Raw genomic sequence first — 18,897 nt, forward strand, 5'->3', positions numbered from 1 at the left:
CCCCTTCATGTGGCGTGCCGCCTCAAGACGCAACGTGATTGCCGGAAGATGCGCCGGAATCATAACGCGCCGCTCATGGCAGGGCAAGGTTGTTGCACCAATTGGTGCAGTGTTTTCAATGATTTAGGCCATACAAATCAATGGTTTCATCAATCATCCGGGCCAACCCGAAGCGCGACGCGACGAAAGCCGGGCCGCTCTGACGGCAGGCCAGGCGTTGCGCCGGGGCATCGAGCAGCGTCGTTACAGCGGCCGCGAGATCTTCAGTCCGCGGCGCGGCCATCCATCCGCTGACGCCGATGTCCAGCGCCTCACGCGTGCCCCCGGCCTCGGTCGCGACGACAGGCAGGCCAAGCCATTGGGCCTCGAGCACGACATTCGGCGTGCCTTCGAATTCCGATGTCAGCAGGAATATATCGAAGATGGAAAACGGCAGCTGCACGGCCGCGCTCTGGCCGGGCAGGTGCAGGCGATCAGCAATGCCGTTGCGCGCCGCCGCATCCATGATCTCGGCGCGCATCGGGCCGTCGCCGACCAGCACGAAATGCACATCCGGATGTGTGCGCGTCACCTGCGCCACCGTGTCCACCCAGAGCAGGGGCCGCTTTTCAGGCCAAAAGCGGAAGACCGACCCGACCACCGGCGCATCTCGTGGAATCCCGAGCTGTGCTTTATAGGCCTGCGCCTCGCGTTCGGGCGCGCGCTGCAGGGCTTCCAGGGCGAGGCCGTTGCGCAGCACCCGGAAGCGCTCGACCGGCAGGTCGAGCCAGGCAGCATAGCTTGCCGCGCCGGCCGCGCTGTTGTTGACCATGATGACGCCCGGCATCGCCGCGAGCGCGCGATAGGCCGGACGCATGTAATCCTGATGATAGGTGAAATGTGTCGGATTGACGTTGCGTCCCGACACCACGATGCGCGGCACGCCTGCCAGCGCCGCGGCCAGCGCGCATTTGATGCTGGTGCTGTCCTGCCAGGCATGGACGACCTCCGGTCTGAGCGCCGTGAACTCCGCGACCAGATCGAGCACGTCGTCGGCCAGCGCCACCGGCAGCTGCGCCATCAGCCCGGCAACCCGCGGCGGCAGATCGTACAGATGGCCGCCACTCACGCCGCCGCCGCGCTGCACGGCGCGCATGGCAATCCCGGCGGCAGCCAGATGCGGGGCATAGAAATTCATCGCCGGCGTCGCGGTCAGATGCTCGCCGAGGAAGGTGACCGATTCCAGCCGCGCATTGTCTTTCAGCCCCAGCAACGTGTTCACCACCTGCCGTTCAGCGCCGCCGGCCGCCAGCCCTGCATTGACCATCACGACGCGCCCCGGCACGACGGCCAGGGGCGCGGCCGCATCGCGGGCCGCATCCACCAGCGCCTTGAACAGCTGGCCCTGATCGGGTTTGCCGGCCGTTTCGGCCCGGCCATGGAAAAGCCGGCGCCAGAGCGAGCGCAGCAGCGAAATCCGACGCAACGCATGAATGGCCCGGATCAGGCCATGTTCGTCGGGAAAATGCCGCAACCGCATGAGCAGCGCATGCATGATGCCGGCGCGCAGCAGCCACGGCACGCCGGTCAGTTCAAAGCCGGCGCCGGTCCAGCACAGCGCCGCGCCGCGACCGGCCATCAGCAGGCCGAGCAGCATCCGGCGCGTCAGCAGCGCAGGAGAGCCAAGCAGCATGACGCGCGCGCGGCCAGGCGGCAAACGCAGCAAACGGCGCGGCTCCAGCGCGTGCAGCCAGCCCGCATGCTGCCGCAGCAGTTCAGGATCGGGCGTCAGGCAATGCAGCTGGATCACCGACGGATTCTCACGCAGCGCCAGGATATCCGCCGATGCCAGCGCAAACGGCACCAGCACGATCGCTCCATGCGCGATCGTCTTGTCGCGGCCATGCATGGAAAAATGATCGAGCCCAACCGCAACATAGCGGGTCACGCCAGCTGTCGACGCGGCATCGGCGGTGTCGGGCAGCTTCAGGCTGTAGCGCCGGCCGTTCGACCGCGGATCGGAATTGTCGCTGGCGGAGAAATAGAGCCTCTCTCCCCAGTGGGAGAAACGGCCGGCGCCCTGCCTGCCGATATCGTCATGCGCGCTATGCCCGGGGCCGAGCGGAGTCCCATCTTCATACAGGCAATATGGCGAGCGGCGCGGCGCATCTGCGGCGTCCCCGCGCCCGAACCTGGCCGGCAGCTCGGCAACATAGGCATGGCCGCCCCAGGCCTCGACCTTTGCAAGGTCGAATTCCCTGATCGCGCCTGGTCCCAAAGCCAACATCTGCAGAGAGCCCCTCAGACACATCGACAGCGCTCCACCCCTGGATCTGTCGGCGCCGACGATGGCCAGCTATATCAACTGCCCTGATACCGTTCAACATCGCGGCGCGCAGCCTGCGCCCGGCCGCGCATAACAAAAAAACCCGCCAGGCTTGCGCCGGCGGGTTCTTTGATTTGGTTGCGGGGACATGCAACCAGCTTTATCTGCACGAGTTGGAAATAAATTTTCCCATCTCAAATAAATTCTAAGAAATTGATATAATTAATGAATTTCTACCGCGCATCTCCTCAAGCTTTAATCTTGAAAAGTACCGTATCACGGGCGTGGAAGGGGCGATTCGCCTACTTACGAGCCAAGGTTCGCGTGAAGAATCCCGCAATCTCGGTATTTGTCTGCTGCTGCATCGTCACTCGATTCACCCCCGGCGGATCCACACAAACTCGCGGAACCGCTGCGGCCAGCTTTGCCGAGCAGGGCTGAATAAAAACGAAATGCCCGCCTGGAACAGTGCGGTAATCCGGTCGGATCGGCAGAGAATCCCGAATTAATTCACCATTAAAAGCGTTGGGCAGCATTTCGTCTCGTTGTGGCTGGAACATCAATACGGGCACCTTCACATCTGCCAAGGCGGATTTATCAAACATCACGCCGAATGGAGCGAGCAGAACGACCGACTTAATCCGGGTTTCAGGGGGCCTGTCCCAATCATCGAGAAATCTCAATCCTAGGCTCGTCAGCCAACCGCCCAAAGGACAGGCGGCGCCATGCTCCACTGGCTTCTGGCAATGCTTGATCCAGTTCTGGCGATCGGGTTTGGCGCCAGCCATCACCAATGCCGTATAGCCGCCGGCAGAATACCCGACCATGCCGATCCGCCGGGGATGAACGACCTTGGATAACTGGGGGTGCTTGAGCACAACATCCAGGGCATACGATGCCTGATATGGGCGCGCGCCGAATTGACGTGACGAACCGTGCGCCGATTTATCGTCGAAGCTATCCCCCAGATGGCGTGGCGCCGCAACGACCATTCCGCGGCGCGCCAACAGCCGGGCCAAATCGCTAAGGGCTAAGTCGCTTCCTTCGCTGCCATGCGAGATAAGTATAAGACGGCGACGCCCCGGCACCGGCGCCGCACCTAAGGCCACCTTAACTTCCGCATCACCGATGCGTACAATCTTCTCCGCCGTCTTCGCGGGATACCAGACAGTGACAGGAACGCCGGGAACGACGGCATCCGGTAGCTGGAGGGGCGGCAACTGCATCATGCCCGCCGTGTATGATGGTGCCGCAGCCACGCAAGGGGCCGCCGCCAGCCATAATACGCTCGCAATTACGACCGGTGTCCGATTCGTCACATTCATTCCCGGGATGCGAAGCCCGAAAAAGCCGGGCAAAGTCATAAATTCTTGAGCAAATAAATCCCGATTGTCAAACGGGCGGCTCAGGCTTCGAGAAAATCTTTACGATATGAAAATGGAATCGGCGCCGCTTCCGATTTCCGCCCATCCCTGTCATACCTTTTTGAATATCAAAGACGTGTTGATGCCCCCGAAAGCAAAATTGTTAGACATGACATAAGCGTGGGGGTGCTGGCGTGGAGCGCCCATCACATAGTCCAATGCCGCACAGCGCTCGTCCACATTCGTCAGGTTTATGGTCGGATACAGCACGCCCTCGCGCATCATCTCGATAGCCAACCAGGCCTCGAGCGACCCACAGGCACCAAGGGTATGACCGAAATAGCTCTTGAGGGAATGCATCGGCGTTGATCCGCCGAAGACATTATAGGTTGCCTGCGTCTCGGCGATATCACCCCATTCCGTTGCGGTACCATGGCCGTTGACTGCACCAATATCTCCCGCCTGCAGGCCAGCATCCTCAAGAGCCATGCGCAAAGCCAGCTCCATGGTCGATGCCTGCGGCTGGGTGACATGATTGCCGTCAGAGTTGGTGGCAAATCCCACGGCCTCGGCATAGATGCGGGCCCCGCGCGCCACGGCGCGGTCATAATCCTCCAGAATCAAAGTGGCAGCCCCCTCGCCGATCACCAGGCCATCGCGGTCACGGTCATAGGGCCGGGGCGTCGTTTGCGGACGGTCGTTGCGTGTTGAGGTGGCAAACAGCGTATCGAATACGGCCGCCTGGGTAACATCCAGCTCCTCCGCACCACCCGCGACCATGACGTCCGCCTTGCCCGTGCGGATCGCCTCCATGGCATAGCCGATAGCCTGACTGCCAGAAGTACAGGCACTGGAGGTGGGAATAATGCGTCCCGTGATCTCAAAGAATAGGCCGATATTCACCGCAGCGGTATGGCTCATCAACTGAATATAGGTGGTCGCGTTCAACGTGCGCGAATGCCCCTGCGTCATCAGTTCGGCAAAACCGATCACCGGCGCCGGACTGCCAAAAGACGATCCATATGCAATACCGGTGCGGCCACCGGACACGACTGGATCATTCCGCAGGCCGGCATCCTCCAGTGCGCGCTCCGTAGCATAAACACCCATCCGCGCGACCGCCCCCATGGTGCGTGTCTTCTTGCGCGGATAATGATCGGTTGCGGTGAAGGTCGGCAGCGGCGCGGCCAGGCGCGTGTTGATTCCCACATACCGATCCCAATCAGGCATGACGCGCACGGCCGTTTCGCCACGGATCATGTGACCTCGGATGCCGATCCAATCCTCACCCAAGGCGGTGATACCCGCCATGCCGGTGACTGCGACGCGCCGCATCAGATCATCCCTCCGTTCACCGAGATTACTTGCCGCGTGATGTAACCGGCCTCGTCCGAGCACAGGAAAGCCACAGCAGCAGCCACCTCGTCCGGCTGGCCCGCCCGGTTCATCGGCACGAGCTTCAGGGCTTCCGCCATCGGTACATCTTTCGTCATCTGCGTCTCGATCAGACCCGGCGCCACACAGTTCACGGTGATCTTTCGCTTTGCCAGCTCTATGGCCAGCGCCTTGGTCGCACCGATGATGCCGGATTTCGCGGCGCTGTAATTGACCTGGCCACGATTGCCGATCAGGCCGGACACTGAGGAAAGCGTGACGATACGTCCACCTTGCCTTGCCGATATCATCAGCATGCTCAATGGTTTCAGGACATTGTAGAAGCCATCGAGATTGGTGCGCAGCACGGAGTCCCAGTCATCATCGGACAAGGCAGGAAAAGCGGCATCGCGTGTGATCCCCGCATTGAGCACGACGCCATAGTAGACGCTATGCTCCTGCGTATCTGTCTCCAGCGCTCTCTGCGTCGCAGCACGGTCGGATATATCAAAGCCAAGCAACCGGCCCTTGCCGCCGGTAGCCTGTAACATCTGCAGCGTCTCTTCAGCGCCGGCACGGTCACTCCCGTAATGTACGGCGATGCCGAATCCATCGCGCGCCAGCCGCAAGGCAATGGCTCGCCCGATGCCCTTGCTGGCGCCAGTGACCAGTATGAATCGTGTCATGGCTGCCCCTCTCCTTCTCCGCCAGCGCCCGGCGGCGTACCACCCTCGGCCGGCTGATAGACCGTCAATTGTGCCTGCGCCACGTCCAGGCCCGTCACCACTTCCGCAACGCGGCAATCGAACACGCCCATTTCGTCATCACGAAACAGCAGTCTGGCATGGACATGCAAATGCTCTCCAGCAGCGAACCATGCCCGCTCGCAGCGGAAGTCACGGGTGCCGAGCAGGTAGCCGATCCGCACAGGCAGGCTGCGGTTGAGCGACAACGCGCCGATATAAGCGCCGCAAGTTTGCGCCATCCATTCGAGCGCGATATGCGCCGGCACGCCCCGGCCGGATCGGAAAAACACCCCCTCGCGGACTGTAACGCCGGCCTGCATGGATGTGTCATCGTAGGCGATCGCCTCGTCGAGCAGCAGCATCGGCGCGGCATGCGGCAGAAGCCGCTCGATCGGATAGGGGCAAGGCGTCACGACAACTCCCCCCGTGCAAACAGCAGCGCCAGATTGCTGCCTCCGAAAGCAAAAGAATTGCTGAGCAGCGCCGCTGGGGCACCCGGATCGCGCAAACGCTCGCCAATTGCAGTCAACGCCAGGCGAGGTAGTGCCGGATCGGTGTTACCATCCCACAGATGCGGCGGCAGATAGCCCTCCGGGTTCCAGTCGGGATGCAAGGTCAGCCACAGGAAGGCTGCCTCGCAGGCACCCGCAGCGCCCAGGGCGTGCCCGGTCATGCCCTTGGTGGAACTGCAGGCGACGCCGGCACCGAAAACGGCTTCCACCGCCTTGGATTCCATCGAATCGTTCAACGTCGTACCGGTACCATGCAGATTGATATAGGCGATATCGCCAGGCATCAGGCCGGCATCGGCCAGTGCCAGCCGCATCACGGCGATGGCGCCATGACCTTCGGGATCCGGCGCGCTGATATGATGTGCATCCGACCCTTCACCGATGCCGCACAGTTGCACCGGCGCCGCATCCCGCGTGAGCAGGAAGGCTGCGGCAGCTTCACCAATATTGATGCCATCACGATGCGCACTGAACGGATTGCAGCGTCCTGCCGATACGGCCTCCAGGGCCGCGAAGCCGCCAACCGTCATGCGGCACAACGTATCCGCGCCGCCGACCACTGCCGCATCGACCACGCCCGCTTGGATCAGTCGGCGCGCCGACGCAAAGACCTTGCCGCTGGACGAGCAGGCGGTGACCACCGCATAGGCTGGCCCGGTGAGGCCGAACACAGCTGCAGAAAAACGGCTCAGGCTGCCAGCCTCCTGATTCCGGTAGTGGAACCAAGCCGGCCATTGCCCGCTCTGCCGATACGCGGCGAAGGCCAGCTCGCCCTCGGCGATGCCGCCGGTGCTGGTTCCCATGATGACTGCGACGCGGTGACGACCGTACCGTTCCGCGGCCTCGCGCACCGGATCGGCGATTTCCTGCAACGCCAGCATCATCAGCCGGTTATTGCGGCAGTCCCACTGTGTCAGCGCAACCGGCAGCGGTGGCAGATCCTGCGGCACTGATCCGATATGCAGGCTGCGCCCCGGCAGCAGGTCATCGCGCGGGACCAGACCGGCGGCGGAACCAGAAAAAAGTGCCGCGGTTGTCGCGGCCTTACCGGCCCCAAGCGGCGAGCACAGGCCCATCGCCGTGATGCCAAGAGACAGCGCCATCACGATCCTGCCTCCGCCGACTGGACCTCGATTTCGTAGCCCCAGGAATAATTGACATAGCGCAGGCGGCCGGTCCAACGCTGGCTGATATCGAACCCGTATTCGATGCTGAGCACAGGCTTGCCGTCGAGCAGGATTTGGCGACGACCATTACTTTCGATCAGTTCTCCGCCGGCCGGCAGGCTTGCGCGCACCGCCGTCGCCGGCCAGTACAGCAACACGATATCCGCCAACATGCTGCCCGGCCGCACGGCCGATGGAAGCCAGGAAGCGGCCTCGGCAGCAAGGCCATTCTCACTCCAGGTCAGAGTCATCGCCCGCCGCCCTAGAGAGTCAATACCGACGAGCAGCAGACGTTCCGGCGTGATGCTGAGATGGCCTTCAAAACTTATCGCCTGATTGTCGCGGCGCAACGTGATGAGCTGTACGGCCTGCACCTCGCGTCCGAGGTCGGCGGGCCGCGGCAACGTCAGCAGTCGCGCCGGCGCGATCATCGGCCGCGCGGCCTCTTCGGGCGAGACCGGCGGCGGCGCGACGGCACAACCGGCCAGCGCCAGGACCAGCAGCACAGGCAGGGCCAAGCGTCGCATCATGCCGCCTCCGCCGTTATCTGTCGGCGGGCCAGCGGCGCCAGAAACAGCGAAATGCACATGCCGATCAGCATGGTGAGGCCGAAACCGTGCACCACAGCTACACTGCTGAAGGCCAGCATGCCGAAGGATAAAAGCGTCGTGAAAGTGACCAGCCAGATCGCCAGCATGATGATCGAATGATGCTCGGCTTCCCCCTCGGCGCAGAAGATCGCGTAATCCACGCTGATCGACAGAACCAGAATCATCGCCATGGCATGGAAAAAGGTGAACCGCTGGCCCAGTAGGGCCAGCACGGCCGGTGTCAACAGCAGTGCCATGGCTGGCGGCGCCATCACGCTCAAGCCGCCGCGTAAGCCATAGCGCCAGAACAGCGGTGGCAGCATCAGTAGCGCGGAAACAGCGATCAGTACCACCGCACGGTCGCGATAGCGCCCGAGCAGTGCATTGAAATCGGTTACCGGATCAACCACCCATAGATCGGGAATACCGGAAAAGGCCGCGCGCAACGCGGCAGCATCCTGCAGGCCATGCAAGGTGATGGTATGCAAGCCCGGCGCGACAACCATGTCTTTGAGATAGGGGACCGCGTCGCGCTGCAACGCCTCGTCCAGCGTCAACACGCCCTGCGTCGGCACGATCTCATCGGGCGCCGGCAGGCCGAGCCTGGCGTATTGCCCGTCCCGCAGCGGGATATCAAGACGGGCGGCGCGGAGCTGCGCATTCTCGCGCTGACGTGCAGCCGAAGGCACGTAGCTGGCCGGAGCTTGATAGCTGGCGATCTGGCCGCCGACCCTCATCGTTTCCAGCGTCGGCATGATTGCTTCTTCCCGCAGCAATGCAGCCTCATCATCGCCGGCCCTGATCAGCAGGAACTGCGCGGCTGGCACCGCACCGGTCAAGCGCTGGATGTCCGCCTGCTCCTTCAGCAGCGCAGGCGACAGCGCCTGCATGTGACGCACATCGTCATCCGCTTCCAGACGCATCCAGCCGACGACACCCATCAGGGCAAGGAGGGCGAGCAGGACACCCCGCAGCGACCGCAGATGCGGCGCGGCCCAGAATCGCCACAACGCTGAGGCGGCATGCAGCATGACTGCGCCATGGCGCAGTGTGCGGTCACGATCGAGCAGCGGAATCCAGAGGATCACCGTCAGGAAAGCGGCAATTAGCCCGACCACCGCGAAGACCGCCAGCTGGTGCAGCCCGGGAAACGGCGCGAGCAATAGGGTCGCATAGCCGATCAGCGTGGTCACCAGGCCGAGCGTGATGGCGATTCCCACATGCGCAAGCCGCTCGGTCGGATGCTGTATATCCAGATCGAAGAGGCTGGCGCTGTAATGCAGGCCATAATCGACGGCGACACCGATCAGACTGGTGCCGAACAGCAGGATGGCGACATGCAGCTCGCCGAAAATGAAAAAGCTCACGGCAAGTGCGACAATGCTTCCGGTCGCCAGTGCCATCAGGTTATGCAGCAGGGGCCCGATGCGCCGGAAGACCACCAGGATCAGCAGCACGGTGCCGATCAGCGACAGGCTACCGAGCCAGGAAGCTTCCTCCAGCGCCACCGACGCACCGGCATGACCAAAGAAGGTCACGCCCAGCCGTCGCAGCTCCAGTCCCGGTGCCGCCGCTCTGAGCCTGGTTTCAGCCTCGGCCACTGCATCGATCACACGCTGCTGCGTGTCGAGCGACATCGGTTCGCCGATGATCAGGCCGGTTAACGCGATCCAGGTAAAGCCCTGGTCAACCACGGTGAGATAGCCATCGTCCACCACCAGACGCGATGCCGGAAACGGCAGGTCGGCAATGAAACCCGGCAGCAGCAGGAAAGGATCCTGTCGCAGCAAGGCGGCATCCGCCATACCGACAAAACCGAAGACCTGCGACAGGGCGTTGACCGATAGCTGTTCGCCTCGGTCCTGCAGAAGGAGGCTGCGATGCCGCTCCGACAGCAGGCCATCGCGATAGGGAAAATACTGGCGGCCCAGCCGGACCACGCGCTCGGCATCGAACTGCGAGTCGAACCGCTCGATGACGCCGCGCGACAGTAGATCGGTCGAGAATTGTGCGGCGGCAGCGCGCGCCGCCATGCGGTCCTGTTGACCGATCATGAAAATTACGCGGCGGCTCAGTGCCTTGGATACGGTGTCGCTGGCCTGCTGCAGAACCGGGTTGCGTTCGTCCTGCGGCAAGAGTGCCGTGAGATCGGTGCGGAACAACGCGCCCTCGTGGAAGCGGTAGCCCAAATACAGCCCGGACAAGAGAACGACAGCCAGCCACAGAACGGCAAGGACGCGCATCAACGACGCCCCACTGTGGTGAGGATCTGCATGTCATCAGTCGCCAGCGGCTGGGTCGCCAGGGCCTGATCGAGGAAGATCAAGGTGTCACGATCGCCATCGGGCTTCAAAAGCTCGACCCGGTCGGCATAACGACCGCCCTGGATGAGTATCTCCCGGAAAGGCATGGCCGCATCACCGGCGTTGCGCGGCAGTAGACGCAGGGTCCAGGCCTTGTCATCGCCCTGGCGCGTCACCACGAAGGCTTCTTCCAGGCCCCGCCAGTCACCACTCAGGGCGCCGCCCAGCATGGCATAGAGTCGCGCAATGAATGGCAGGCGCGCGGCCGGCAGACGCATAGTTTCTACGCCACCGGTCTCCTGCACCAGGCCGGCAGGGCTGATGACCGTGGTGACGGCAAAGGGGGTTTCCGTCCGCCAGATCAGGCCGCGGCCGGCCGCCAGCGTGAAGCGCCCTTCGCTTTTGAGCGGCGCGGGAAAGCCGGCGAGCTGCCGCAGCTGCACGAAGCGGCCCTGCAGGACCTGGCCATCCGTGAACTCGCCGACCCGTTCAGCGGCATGCACGGCAGGCAGCGTCAGCAGAAGCAATAGGCAGGCAAGGCCGATGCGCAGCATGACACTCACAGCAAGGCCCTGACTTTATCGGTAAAGGCTGGCGGGGAGACGAATTGCAGTTCGCCGGTTTCAGCCGTGATGGCGAGCTGCACGGTACGCGCCTTGGTCAGGGTTTCGCCGGTAGCCTGGTCGAGAATACGATAGTCGATGCAGGCGCGATTCTCGTATTCGGTCAGGGTGGCGCGCACCACGATCGCCTGGGAAAAGCGGATCGGCCGGACGTATTTCAGATGCATGTCGACAATCGGCCATGCAAAGCCTGAATCCACCATCTGCTGGTAATTGTAGCCGATCTTGTCCAGCAGGGCGCAACGGGCCTGCTCCAGGAACCGCGGGTAATTTCCGTGCCAGACCACATTCATCGGATCGAGATCATAGAATTGCGGCTGAATGACCACCTCGGCCGAGATCATGGCGTTACGGTTTCCTTCTTCATCGCCCAGAAATCGAAGAAATTGTACCACTGGAACGGATCCAGCAGCGCCTGTTCCTCCAGGGCAAGGGCGAATTCGCCCACATACCCGTCCAGTGCCTCCATACGCTGCCCTCGCGGCAATGTCACCCGCTCGGCCAGCCGACGACCCGCCAGATGGAAGCGGCCGCCTTCACGCCGGCAGAACAATGTGTAGAGCGGGCACTCCATGACCGACGCCAGGATATACGGCCCCTGCGGAAAGGCTGCCGGTTGCCCCAGAAAGGGAGCGAGGCTGACCCGCTGGCCGGAAACTGGCACCCGGTCGCCGGCGATGACGACCCAGTCGCCGCGGTCGACCCTCTCCTTCAGCAGCACCGCCGTGGCGGCATCCAGTTCGGTCACCTGAAATGTGTTCAGCGCGGTTTCCGGATTAATCTCGCGCAGCACGCGATTGTAGTTCGCGGCATGCTGGGTATGGACCAGCACCAGCAGGCGGCGCCTGATGGCGGGATCGATGAGTGCGCGCGAGACCTCTATATTGCCGACATGGGCGACAACGATCACGGCACCACGCCGATCCCCCATCGCCTGCCGCAGGCTGTCGGCGCCATCTCCATCCATCATGTCGGGTGACAGGTTGCCCGACCAGGCCGACAGGGAATCCAGCGCACGGCCCGCAAAACTGAAGAAATGCCGATAGCCGCTCCAGAAACCAGGCTTGCCTGCTTCGCCACGGGCGGCAAAGGCCCGGGTCAGAAAGTCCCGCGAGGCTCGGCGCTGTTCGCCGCCGGTAAGATAGAAAAACAGCACAATGGGCGACATCACGGCATGCGATAGCCGGTGACCGAGCAGGCGATACAGGATCGAACAGAACCGCAGGCCCCAGTAAAGCCCACGCTCCGACAGCCGCGCCCAGTGCGTGGGTTCCGCGCGCAGCGGTGCAGGGCGATGCTTCAGCACCCGTGGCAGGCGCCACAGCATGGTGAAAAACAACCGCGTGTGCATGGCCGATATTCGCAGATTGTCGCGCAGCATATCGAAATTGGAAGTATTGCCCGGCGGGTAGGTAACGCGGACCGGCAGTTGCACCACCGGCGTGCCGCGCCAGAACAGACGCACCATGATTTCAGTGTCGAAATCCATCCGTTGCCCCAGCACTTCACCATCGGCCCGCAGATGCTGCACGGCAGCCAGCGGATAGACGCGATAGCCGCACATCGAATCACGGATCTGTAGGGACAGGGTTTCGACCCAGACCCAGAAATGCGTAATCCAGCGACCGATGGCACGGCCCAGGGGGATGGTGTTGTCATAGACGGGAACGCCGGTTACCAGAGCCTGCGGATGCTGCCGGGCCAACGCCAGCAGGTCTTCCAGCCTGCCCATATCATGCTGGCCGTCAGCATCGACCTGCACGGCATGCGTGAAACCGGCCGCCTGAGCCAGCGCCATGCCGGCCAGCACCGCCCCGCCCTTGCCCTGATTGACGGCAAGGCGATGCACGGTGACGCCCTGCGCGGGGTCGTGGCGTGCCGCCAAAGCACTCCGGGCAGGTTCGACATTGCCGTCGTCGACGACGAACACGGTGAGCCCGGCCGCGCGCAGCGGCGAGACCACACTGTCCAGCGCCAGCCAGTGATTATGGCTGGGAACAATGGCACAGATCTTCTGATCGCTACCGGTCATGCCGGCACCAGGGCGATGCTGCCCGATGAGAGGATATCCTCCTCATGGCGGTATTCGAATGTCAGGCGCCCCCGTGCGGCTGCATGCTGCAGGCGCAAGACCACGGTCATGCCCGGCTGCGTGACTCGCCTGAATTTCACCTGCAGCTTTTGTGCAGATTCAAGCGCAAGCCCCAGATGCCGCTCGGCCAGCAATACGGCCCAATCGACCTGCACCACGCCAGGCAACACCGGCTGACCGGGAAAATGCCCTTCGCATTGCGCCAGGTCCGGCGGAATAAAAAGCGTCAACTCGGCCACGCCGTCAGCAACACGGCTATGGCGCAATACCGGCTCGACAGGCCGCGTCATGACTGGATAGCCTCCACCTTTGCGACATCGAACAACGCCGCAATGTCCGTTTGCCGTCGTTTGCCCAGCGCCGCAACCGGCAGGCTGGCAACGAAGCGCCACCGGCGCGGCAGGCCGACCGGTTCCTGCGTCACTGATAATGCCTTCTGCAACATGCGCCCGAAGCGAAAAGCCCCCAGCTTCTCCAGCTGATCCCGGCCCTCCGTCGTCGTCACCACCGCAGCGGCAATGCGTCGTGTCGGCTCGTGCAGGATAACGGCAGCATCCTCGATCCAGGGCAGCGCCACCAGCATCTGCTCGACCTGCTGCAAGTTGACGCGCTTTCCTTCCACCTTCACCACCCGATCAGCACGGCCACGGAAGCGGAAGCCGCCGTCGGGGAACAGATCGACCAGATCGGCACTGGCCTGCAACCCGGCGACATGCAGCGCTTGCACCTCCATGCGGCCTTCCGCATCCGTGCCGATGCGCACACCAGGCAGCGGCTGCCAGTCGGCATCTGGCCTGCGGTGGCTGCGCCAGGCGACCGCCCCGGTCTCGGTGCTGCCGAAAATCTCGGTCGCAGCGATGCCGAACAGTTGCGCTGTCGCCGCGGCCGCTTCCGGGCCAAGCGGTGCACCAGCCGAGAGGATGAGGCTGGGCCGGCGGTTCTCCGACGGTGACATCATGCCATCCAGCCGCATCAGATGCGCCGGGCTGGTAACCAGCACGCCCCCATCCTGCAGGGCAGCCATCACGCTTTCCCATATGTCATGCGTGCGTCCTTCGAAGACACGACCGGTGGCCAGCGGCCAGCACAAGCGGAAGGCAAGGCCGTAGACATGCTGATGACTGACCGTGGCATGCACGCAGGCCGCTGCCGGAACGACACTCCCGAATACCGCTTCGATCGCGGCAGCTTCCTGCTCGAGCTGATGCAGGGTCTTATCGATACGCTTGGCGGCGCCGGTGGAACCGGAAGTGAAAAAGGCGATGGGCGCGGCAGGATTGAGCGGCCGGACCGCAGGGGATTCACCCGGCATGCCGTCTTGCAGGACCAGACTATGCACCGGCGCCGATGGCGGTGCGTCGCTGACCAGGCAGTCGAAGCTGTCCGCCATTGCGTCCAGCGTGCCGGGCCGGCCATTAGGTGGAAAGACGATCTCGCAGCCGGCATCCAGCAGGGCAAACAGGCCGACCGCCGCCCAGTAACTGTCACCGGCGAACAGCAGGCCGCGCCGGCATCCATCCTGCCGCAGGCGTCGCGCATTGGTGGCAACATCAGCACAGAAATCCGCATGGCTTTTGCGGTGTCCATCATGGATTGCGATGCATCGCGCTGGAGAAGATGCATCCGTCAGCAAATGTGACAGCCGGCCTTCCATCATGCGCGTCCGAAGGATCGATAAATGGTCTGCCGCAGGATGTAGTCGCCAGCAAACAGCCCCCCCATCACGACATAGGAAATCAACCCGGTCCACAACGCCCAGTAATCATCGGCCCCTGCCGCGGCAAGGGCCGCTGCTATGACGGCATTAGCGACCAGCCAGGCGGCCCATACTATCGTCAGGCGGCGACAGTAAATCTGCCCCTCCGGCGGCAGAGCACCATGGCGCAGGCGCGCAAACCGCTCAATCAGGCTCGGCGGCCGCCACAGCGATACCGCAAAGACGGCCGCAACGGCCAGGCTGAGTAGCACCGGATAGCAGCGGCTGGCCAGTTCGGCGTCCAGCACGGCCAGCAGAGGCAGCAATCCCAGCGCGGCCAGCAAAGCCGGCCGCCAGTCCCGCATCAAATGCGCCGGCAGGGTCAGCAGCCGCACAAACAGCAGCGCTTCTGCCAGTCCGATAAAGGCCAGCGGCGTGACGCGATCTCGCGTGAAGTACACAATGGCGGGATAGCCGACGCTGAGAAGAAAAACGATCGCCAGACCGGCTGCAGCAGCCCTGTTACGCAACCAGGGCATAAACCGCTTCAAGAACATCGCCCACCGTCCGGACACTCTTGAATTCCTCCGGTTTGAATTTTCGGCCCGTCAGTTCCTGTAGCTTCACCACCAGATCGACGGCATCGATGCTGTCGAGGTCAAGATCCTCATACAGGCGCGCGCTCTGCACGATCTTTTCGGGCGGTACCTCGAACATCTCTTCGAGATGCCCCTTCAGTTTTTCAAAAATTTCGTCACGCGACAACATCACGCTCACCCCGCCTGCTGAGCGGCAATGAACCGGGCAAGACTACGCACATTGGCGAAGTGCGCCTTGACCTCTTCGGTTACCGTATCGAATTTCACATTGAAGGCTTTGCGCAGCGCTACACCCAACTCCAACGCATCAATGGAATCCAATCCGAGTCCGTCCGAAAACAGCGCCTCTTCACTGTCAATTTCCTCGGGCCTGATATCCTCAAGCTTCAAGGACGCGACTATTAGTTTTTTAACCTCGAGCTCAAGATCATCCATTGGCTAACTGTTCCGTATAATAATCTTCAAGATGGCGAACGAGCTTACGTGTCGTGAGCGAACGATGCTCTTCGATACCAATATCCTTCGTCGTTATGGTGTCCCCGATAACGATCCGAAAGCGCGGACGCCGCACCGGAACCTGCCACCACTTGTCTCCCTTAAGAAGGGTCGGTGGATTACAGGACAACACGACGAGCTGGATGTCCGCATTGAGCAGCGTCGCGATATGCGCGAAACCACGGCGGAAGCGCAACGGCTCACCGGGGCGGCTGCGCGTGCCCTCGGGGAAGATGATCAGATGATTGCCGGCCTCCAGAGCGGTGCGGCAGGTCGACAGCATTTCCTCGGCAGGCAGATCGTTACGGATATAATCGGCGGCCCGCATCAAACGGCCAAGCATCGGGCTATCCCAGAGCTCTGCCTTGATCACGCATTGCGCGCGCGGAAGCTGCGCAATAAGCAGGACGACATCGAGAAGCGTGGGGTGATTGGCAATAATCAGCCGTCCGCCACGATCCGCGAGCTTGTCGACGCCCGCCATTTCCAGGTCGAGGATGCGCAGCTTCAGGAGAATACCCACATACAGGCGGAACAGGCGGTGGATCAGGTATCGCACCCGCGCGCCACGCTCGGGCCCTTCCAGCGACATCACGCGGACGGTGCAGATCGCAATCAGCGCAAGAACCGGTCCGCCGCCAAACAAAGCGACGAAGGCCAGCCCTGTGGCCAGCATCCGCCAGGTGCGCCCCAACCGATCAAGCCGCACGGGACCACTCCCATGTCATATCAGCGCCGGCGGCCGCCTGATGCTTCCTGTCTGAGAGCAGAAAGCCGAGAAAGTCCTGCGCCAGGCACGGGACAGAATTGGCTTCGGGCTGCGTGGCTGCCGACACGCGAAGACGGATGACATCGCTTCCCGCTGCCGGCTGCCCCAGCAACAGGGAGAAGATGAACGATTGGCGCGGACGCTCTTCGTCCTCAAAGGCTGCATAAGCCCCCGGAAGTGGTTCGTCGCCGTACAGCAACAATACAGGCTCGCCCGTTTGCGCCAGACAACCAGCCGCCTCAAGCAGGCCATAGCCGAAGGAATCAGGGCCTGCTGAAATTGCCGTATGACCGGCCCTGTTCTTTGTGTGGATCGACAGCAGGCCGAGCAGCGCATGGTGAACAGAGACGCTGAAATCGGCCGGTGACGGCATCTCGCCCTGCGATACCGCTTCAAGAATGCTCAACGTTCGCGTCAGCTCGCCATCACGACTTGCCAGAATGTAGCGCACATCCTGCCGGTTGCCCGCACAGGACAGAGCCGCCTTCATCAAAGCCTGCCCTGACGGAGTCAGCCGGCGACGCATCATCATGGGCAGTTCGACCACGCGATCCTGGCCGCCGCCAAAAACAGACGGCAGCGCATCGCGCGACAGCGCCCACGCATAACAGTCATGCACCGCGAATGTCAGCAGGACCGACATGCGCCCCCCTTCAAGAGCCGGCCTTCAGGAGCCGACTGTGTACAAGCGCTTCTCGATATCCTGTTCAAGTTTGACGACCATGGAATTGTATCGCCGGTGAATCCAGTCCTGATCCGCCTTCAGGTTTGAAGATCCTGCATAGCGGATGCTGTAGGCTTTCTGCGTGTAGACGATATCGACCGTCGCTGTATGTTCGCGCCATTTCTGGGTGGCACGCATCAGCCCGGGATTAACCTTCTCGACCAGCCAGCCATTCGAGGAGGCAGCCTGATAAATGGCGGTCTCCAGCGTCACCAGGTCGGCCTTCTGGGCTGCGACCGGAATCGGATGGTCTTCAACTTTATAGACAGGCTGTACGCGGTTGCAGCCGCCGACAGTCAGCATGATAACCAGCACTGCGCCAACAGCGCAGCGAGCCTTCCATTGCACCATGTAAGTCCCCCACATATGCTCGGCGGCCATAATCAGATCCGCCTTACATTCTTCTAAATCCCCACAACCTTGAATACAATTTTAGTATAGATTTTTCGAATATTCTACAACTCAGGCGAAAATGAACGCGCATGTTACTCGTTCACGCAATGAGCCGGGATGCAGGGCAGAGATTACAGTTGCTGGCAGCCTGGGGACATGAAACAGACCAAACAGCAGCGTCCCCTTCCAGCCGTCTGGCGCGGGCGCTTTTAAGATATTCCGCTAGGAATTCCGGTCTTTTCCCCGACGCCGCGACATGGGTTTTTTCTCGTGCGCCATCCGGCCAGCCTCACATCGTCAACGCCGGTCCTTCCCCCGTCTGGATTTCATTCAGTCATTCCGGCGCGTGGGTCGCCTGCGCGCTCAGCGCCACCGGCCCTATCGGTGTGGATGTCGAAGCACACCGCCAGGACCGGGATCTGCACAGCATCTCTGCGCTTAGCTTCAGCGCCGATGAACAACACCGTAGTCACGGCGGAATCCCGGAGTTTTACCGGATATGGACCATCCGTGAGGCTATAGCCAAAGCGACCGGCGCTGGCCTGACGCAAGTTACCGATCGCCACGACTATGCCGGGCCCGGGCCCATGCTGGGAAGCTGGCGGAGTTCAGTCTCGGGCGCAGCCTGGGACATAACCCACATGCTGCCGATGCCGGATCTGAGCCTGGCCTGTGCGACCCCTGCGGATGGAACTGCCGGCGCGCAATCGCCGACAGTTTGCATATCCGCCTGAGCGGCAACGGTCAGTAATACTTGCGCCCGTAATCGCAGGCGTTTTCGACCACGCGGGACAGCATCAGATTGTCGGTGCCGCCGATCGAAAACGCGCCGCCCATGGCATTGGCTTTTGCATAGAAAATTGGCTCGGCCACAACCTGCTGGGTCGCCAGATCGGTATATTTGACCTTGAGCAAGACGGCTGAACTACCTGCCATGCTGCCGAGCCAAAAACGCTCGCTGACATTTACTTTCTTGAGATCGACGATGCTCGGCTCGATGAGCAGTTTGCTGCTCGCATCGGTGCCTGCATTCGCCCGGATCGCCGGAAATACAGTGTTCAAGCACATTTCCAGCTCATTTGCGATTCGCGCCGCAGCACGCTGATCGCCGGCATCCCCCTCCATCCGCTCAACAACGAGCGGCTT

General features: G+C 62.2%; 21 protein-coding genes (1 of these 21 running past the window's edge). 1 reads left to right on the forward strand and 20 read right to left on the reverse strand.

What is annotated here, in order from left to right; translation table 11 throughout:
- Positions 1 to 115 precede the first annotated feature (115 nt).
- The 19 genes from AC1RRT_RS05800 to AC1RRT_RS05890 all read right to left on the reverse strand — a co-directional run bounded on the left by AC1RRT_RS05800 (position 116) and on the right by AC1RRT_RS05890 (position 17,739).
- On the reverse strand, positions 116 to 2,266 hold the full coding sequence (locus AC1RRT_RS05800; protein ID WP_493012835.1) for a glycosyltransferase: 2,151 nt from the start codon (positions 2,264 to 2,266) through the stop codon (positions 116 to 118).
- A 341-nt stretch (positions 2,267 to 2,607) separates the two neighbouring features.
- Entirely contained in the window at positions 2,608 to 3,534 is a 927-nt protein-coding gene (locus AC1RRT_RS05805) for an alpha/beta hydrolase family protein (protein ID WP_493012836.1), read from the reverse strand.
- Between the two features lie 246 nt (positions 3,535 to 3,780).
- Positions 3,781 to 5,004, reverse strand: a complete 1,224-nt coding sequence (locus tag AC1RRT_RS05810) for a beta-ketoacyl-ACP synthase (protein WP_493012837.1) — start codon at positions 5,002 to 5,004, stop codon at positions 3,781 to 3,783.
- Entirely contained in the window at positions 5,004 to 5,729 is a 726-nt protein-coding gene (locus AC1RRT_RS05815) for a 3-ketoacyl-ACP reductase FabG2 (protein ID WP_493012838.1), read from the reverse strand. Before AC1RRT_RS05815 ends, AC1RRT_RS05810 begins: the two co-directional genes overlap by 1 nt.
- Entirely contained in the window at positions 5,726 to 6,202 is a 477-nt protein-coding gene (locus AC1RRT_RS05820; RefSeq protein ID WP_493012839.1) for a hotdog family protein, read from the reverse strand. Before AC1RRT_RS05820 ends, AC1RRT_RS05815 begins: the two co-directional genes overlap by 4 nt.
- Positions 6,199 to 7,404 carry a beta-ketoacyl-[acyl-carrier-protein] synthase family protein gene (locus tag AC1RRT_RS05825; RefSeq protein WP_493015144.1) on the reverse strand — a complete coding sequence of 402 codons (1,206 nt, stop codon included), beginning with the start codon at positions 7,402 to 7,404 and terminating at the stop codon, positions 6,199 to 6,201. The genes AC1RRT_RS05820 and AC1RRT_RS05825 overlap by 4 nt, the downstream gene beginning before the upstream one ends.
- Positions 7,404 to 7,985 (reverse strand): DUF3261 domain-containing protein, encoded by a 582-nt coding sequence (locus AC1RRT_RS05830; protein WP_493012840.1) that lies wholly within the window; start codon positions 7,983 to 7,985, stop codon positions 7,404 to 7,406. The genes AC1RRT_RS05825 and AC1RRT_RS05830 overlap by 1 nt, the downstream gene beginning before the upstream one ends.
- A gap of 8 nt (positions 7,986 to 7,993) precedes the next feature.
- Positions 7,994 to 10,300, reverse strand: coding sequence for an MMPL family transporter (locus AC1RRT_RS05835; RefSeq protein ID WP_493012841.1), 2,307 nt, complete (start codon positions 10,298 to 10,300; stop codon positions 7,994 to 7,996).
- Positions 10,300 to 10,914 carry an outer membrane lipoprotein carrier protein LolA gene (locus AC1RRT_RS05840; RefSeq protein WP_493012842.1) on the reverse strand — a complete coding sequence of 205 codons (615 nt, stop codon included), beginning with the start codon at positions 10,912 to 10,914 and terminating at the stop codon, positions 10,300 to 10,302. The genes AC1RRT_RS05835 and AC1RRT_RS05840 overlap by 1 nt, the downstream gene beginning before the upstream one ends.
- A gap of 5 nt (positions 10,915 to 10,919) precedes the next feature.
- The gene (locus AC1RRT_RS05845) at positions 10,920 to 11,327 is read right to left on the reverse strand and encodes an acyl-CoA thioesterase (RefSeq protein ID WP_493012843.1); all 408 of its coding nucleotides are present in this window, start codon (positions 11,325 to 11,327) and stop codon (positions 10,920 to 10,922) included.
- On the reverse strand, positions 11,324 to 13,015 hold the full coding sequence (locus AC1RRT_RS05850; RefSeq protein ID WP_493012844.1) for a glycosyltransferase family 2 protein: 1,692 nt from the start codon (positions 13,013 to 13,015) through the stop codon (positions 11,324 to 11,326). Before AC1RRT_RS05850 ends, AC1RRT_RS05845 begins: the two co-directional genes overlap by 4 nt.
- On the reverse strand, positions 13,012 to 13,365 hold the full coding sequence (locus AC1RRT_RS05855; protein WP_493012845.1) for an ApeI family dehydratase: 354 nt from the start codon (positions 13,363 to 13,365) through the stop codon (positions 13,012 to 13,014). The genes AC1RRT_RS05850 and AC1RRT_RS05855 overlap by 4 nt, the downstream gene beginning before the upstream one ends.
- A complete protein-coding gene (locus tag AC1RRT_RS05860) occupies positions 13,362 to 14,732 on the reverse strand; it encodes an AMP-binding protein (protein WP_493012846.1) in 1,371 nt (456 codons plus the stop codon). Before AC1RRT_RS05860 ends, AC1RRT_RS05855 begins: the two co-directional genes overlap by 4 nt.
- A complete protein-coding gene (locus AC1RRT_RS05865; protein WP_493012847.1) occupies positions 14,729 to 15,328 on the reverse strand; it encodes a COG4648 family protein in 600 nt (199 codons plus the stop codon). The genes AC1RRT_RS05860 and AC1RRT_RS05865 overlap by 4 nt, the downstream gene beginning before the upstream one ends.
- Positions 15,294 to 15,539, reverse strand: a complete 246-nt coding sequence (locus AC1RRT_RS05870; RefSeq protein WP_493015146.1) for an acyl carrier protein — start codon at positions 15,537 to 15,539, stop codon at positions 15,294 to 15,296. The genes AC1RRT_RS05865 and AC1RRT_RS05870 overlap by 35 nt, the downstream gene beginning before the upstream one ends.
- A 5-nt stretch (positions 15,540 to 15,544) precedes the next feature.
- The gene (locus tag AC1RRT_RS05875; RefSeq protein ID WP_492980930.1) at positions 15,545 to 15,805 is read right to left on the reverse strand and encodes a phosphopantetheine-binding protein; all 261 of its coding nucleotides are present in this window, start codon (positions 15,803 to 15,805) and stop codon (positions 15,545 to 15,547) included.
- The gene (locus AC1RRT_RS05880; RefSeq protein WP_493012848.1) at positions 15,798 to 16,574 is read right to left on the reverse strand and encodes a lysophospholipid acyltransferase family protein; all 777 of its coding nucleotides are present in this window, start codon (positions 16,572 to 16,574) and stop codon (positions 15,798 to 15,800) included. Before AC1RRT_RS05880 ends, AC1RRT_RS05875 begins: the two co-directional genes overlap by 8 nt.
- On the reverse strand, positions 16,564 to 17,277 hold the full coding sequence (locus AC1RRT_RS05885) for a beta-ketoacyl synthase chain length factor (protein WP_493012849.1): 714 nt from the start codon (positions 17,275 to 17,277) through the stop codon (positions 16,564 to 16,566). Before AC1RRT_RS05885 ends, AC1RRT_RS05880 begins: the two co-directional genes overlap by 11 nt.
- Positions 17,278 to 17,301: 24 nt before the next feature.
- Complete coding sequence (locus AC1RRT_RS05890; protein WP_493012850.1) at positions 17,302 to 17,739, reverse strand: hypothetical protein; 438 nt, start codon at positions 17,737 to 17,739, stop codon at positions 17,302 to 17,304.
- 119 nt (positions 17,740 to 17,858) lie between these two features.
- Here AC1RRT_RS05890 and AC1RRT_RS05895 point away from each other — a divergent pair, with 119 nt between their 5' ends.
- Positions 17,859 to 18,485 (forward strand): 4'-phosphopantetheinyl transferase family protein, encoded by a 627-nt coding sequence (locus AC1RRT_RS05895; RefSeq protein ID WP_493015148.1) that lies wholly within the window; start codon positions 17,859 to 17,861, stop codon positions 18,483 to 18,485.
- Between the two features lie 10 nt (positions 18,486 to 18,495).
- On the opposite strand, the gene AC1RRT_RS05900 is transcribed toward AC1RRT_RS05895, so the two are convergent.
- Positions 18,496 to 18,897, reverse strand: the 3' portion of a protein-coding gene (locus tag AC1RRT_RS05900) for a DUF4410 domain-containing protein (protein ID WP_493012851.1). 126 nt of this gene lie beyond the right edge of the window; 402 of the gene's 528 nt are visible here — the last part of the coding sequence; its start codon lies beyond the right edge, outside the window; it ends in the stop codon at positions 18,496 to 18,498.

Source organism: Ferrovibrio sp. GW821-FHT12B10 (genome assembly GCF_058807515.1).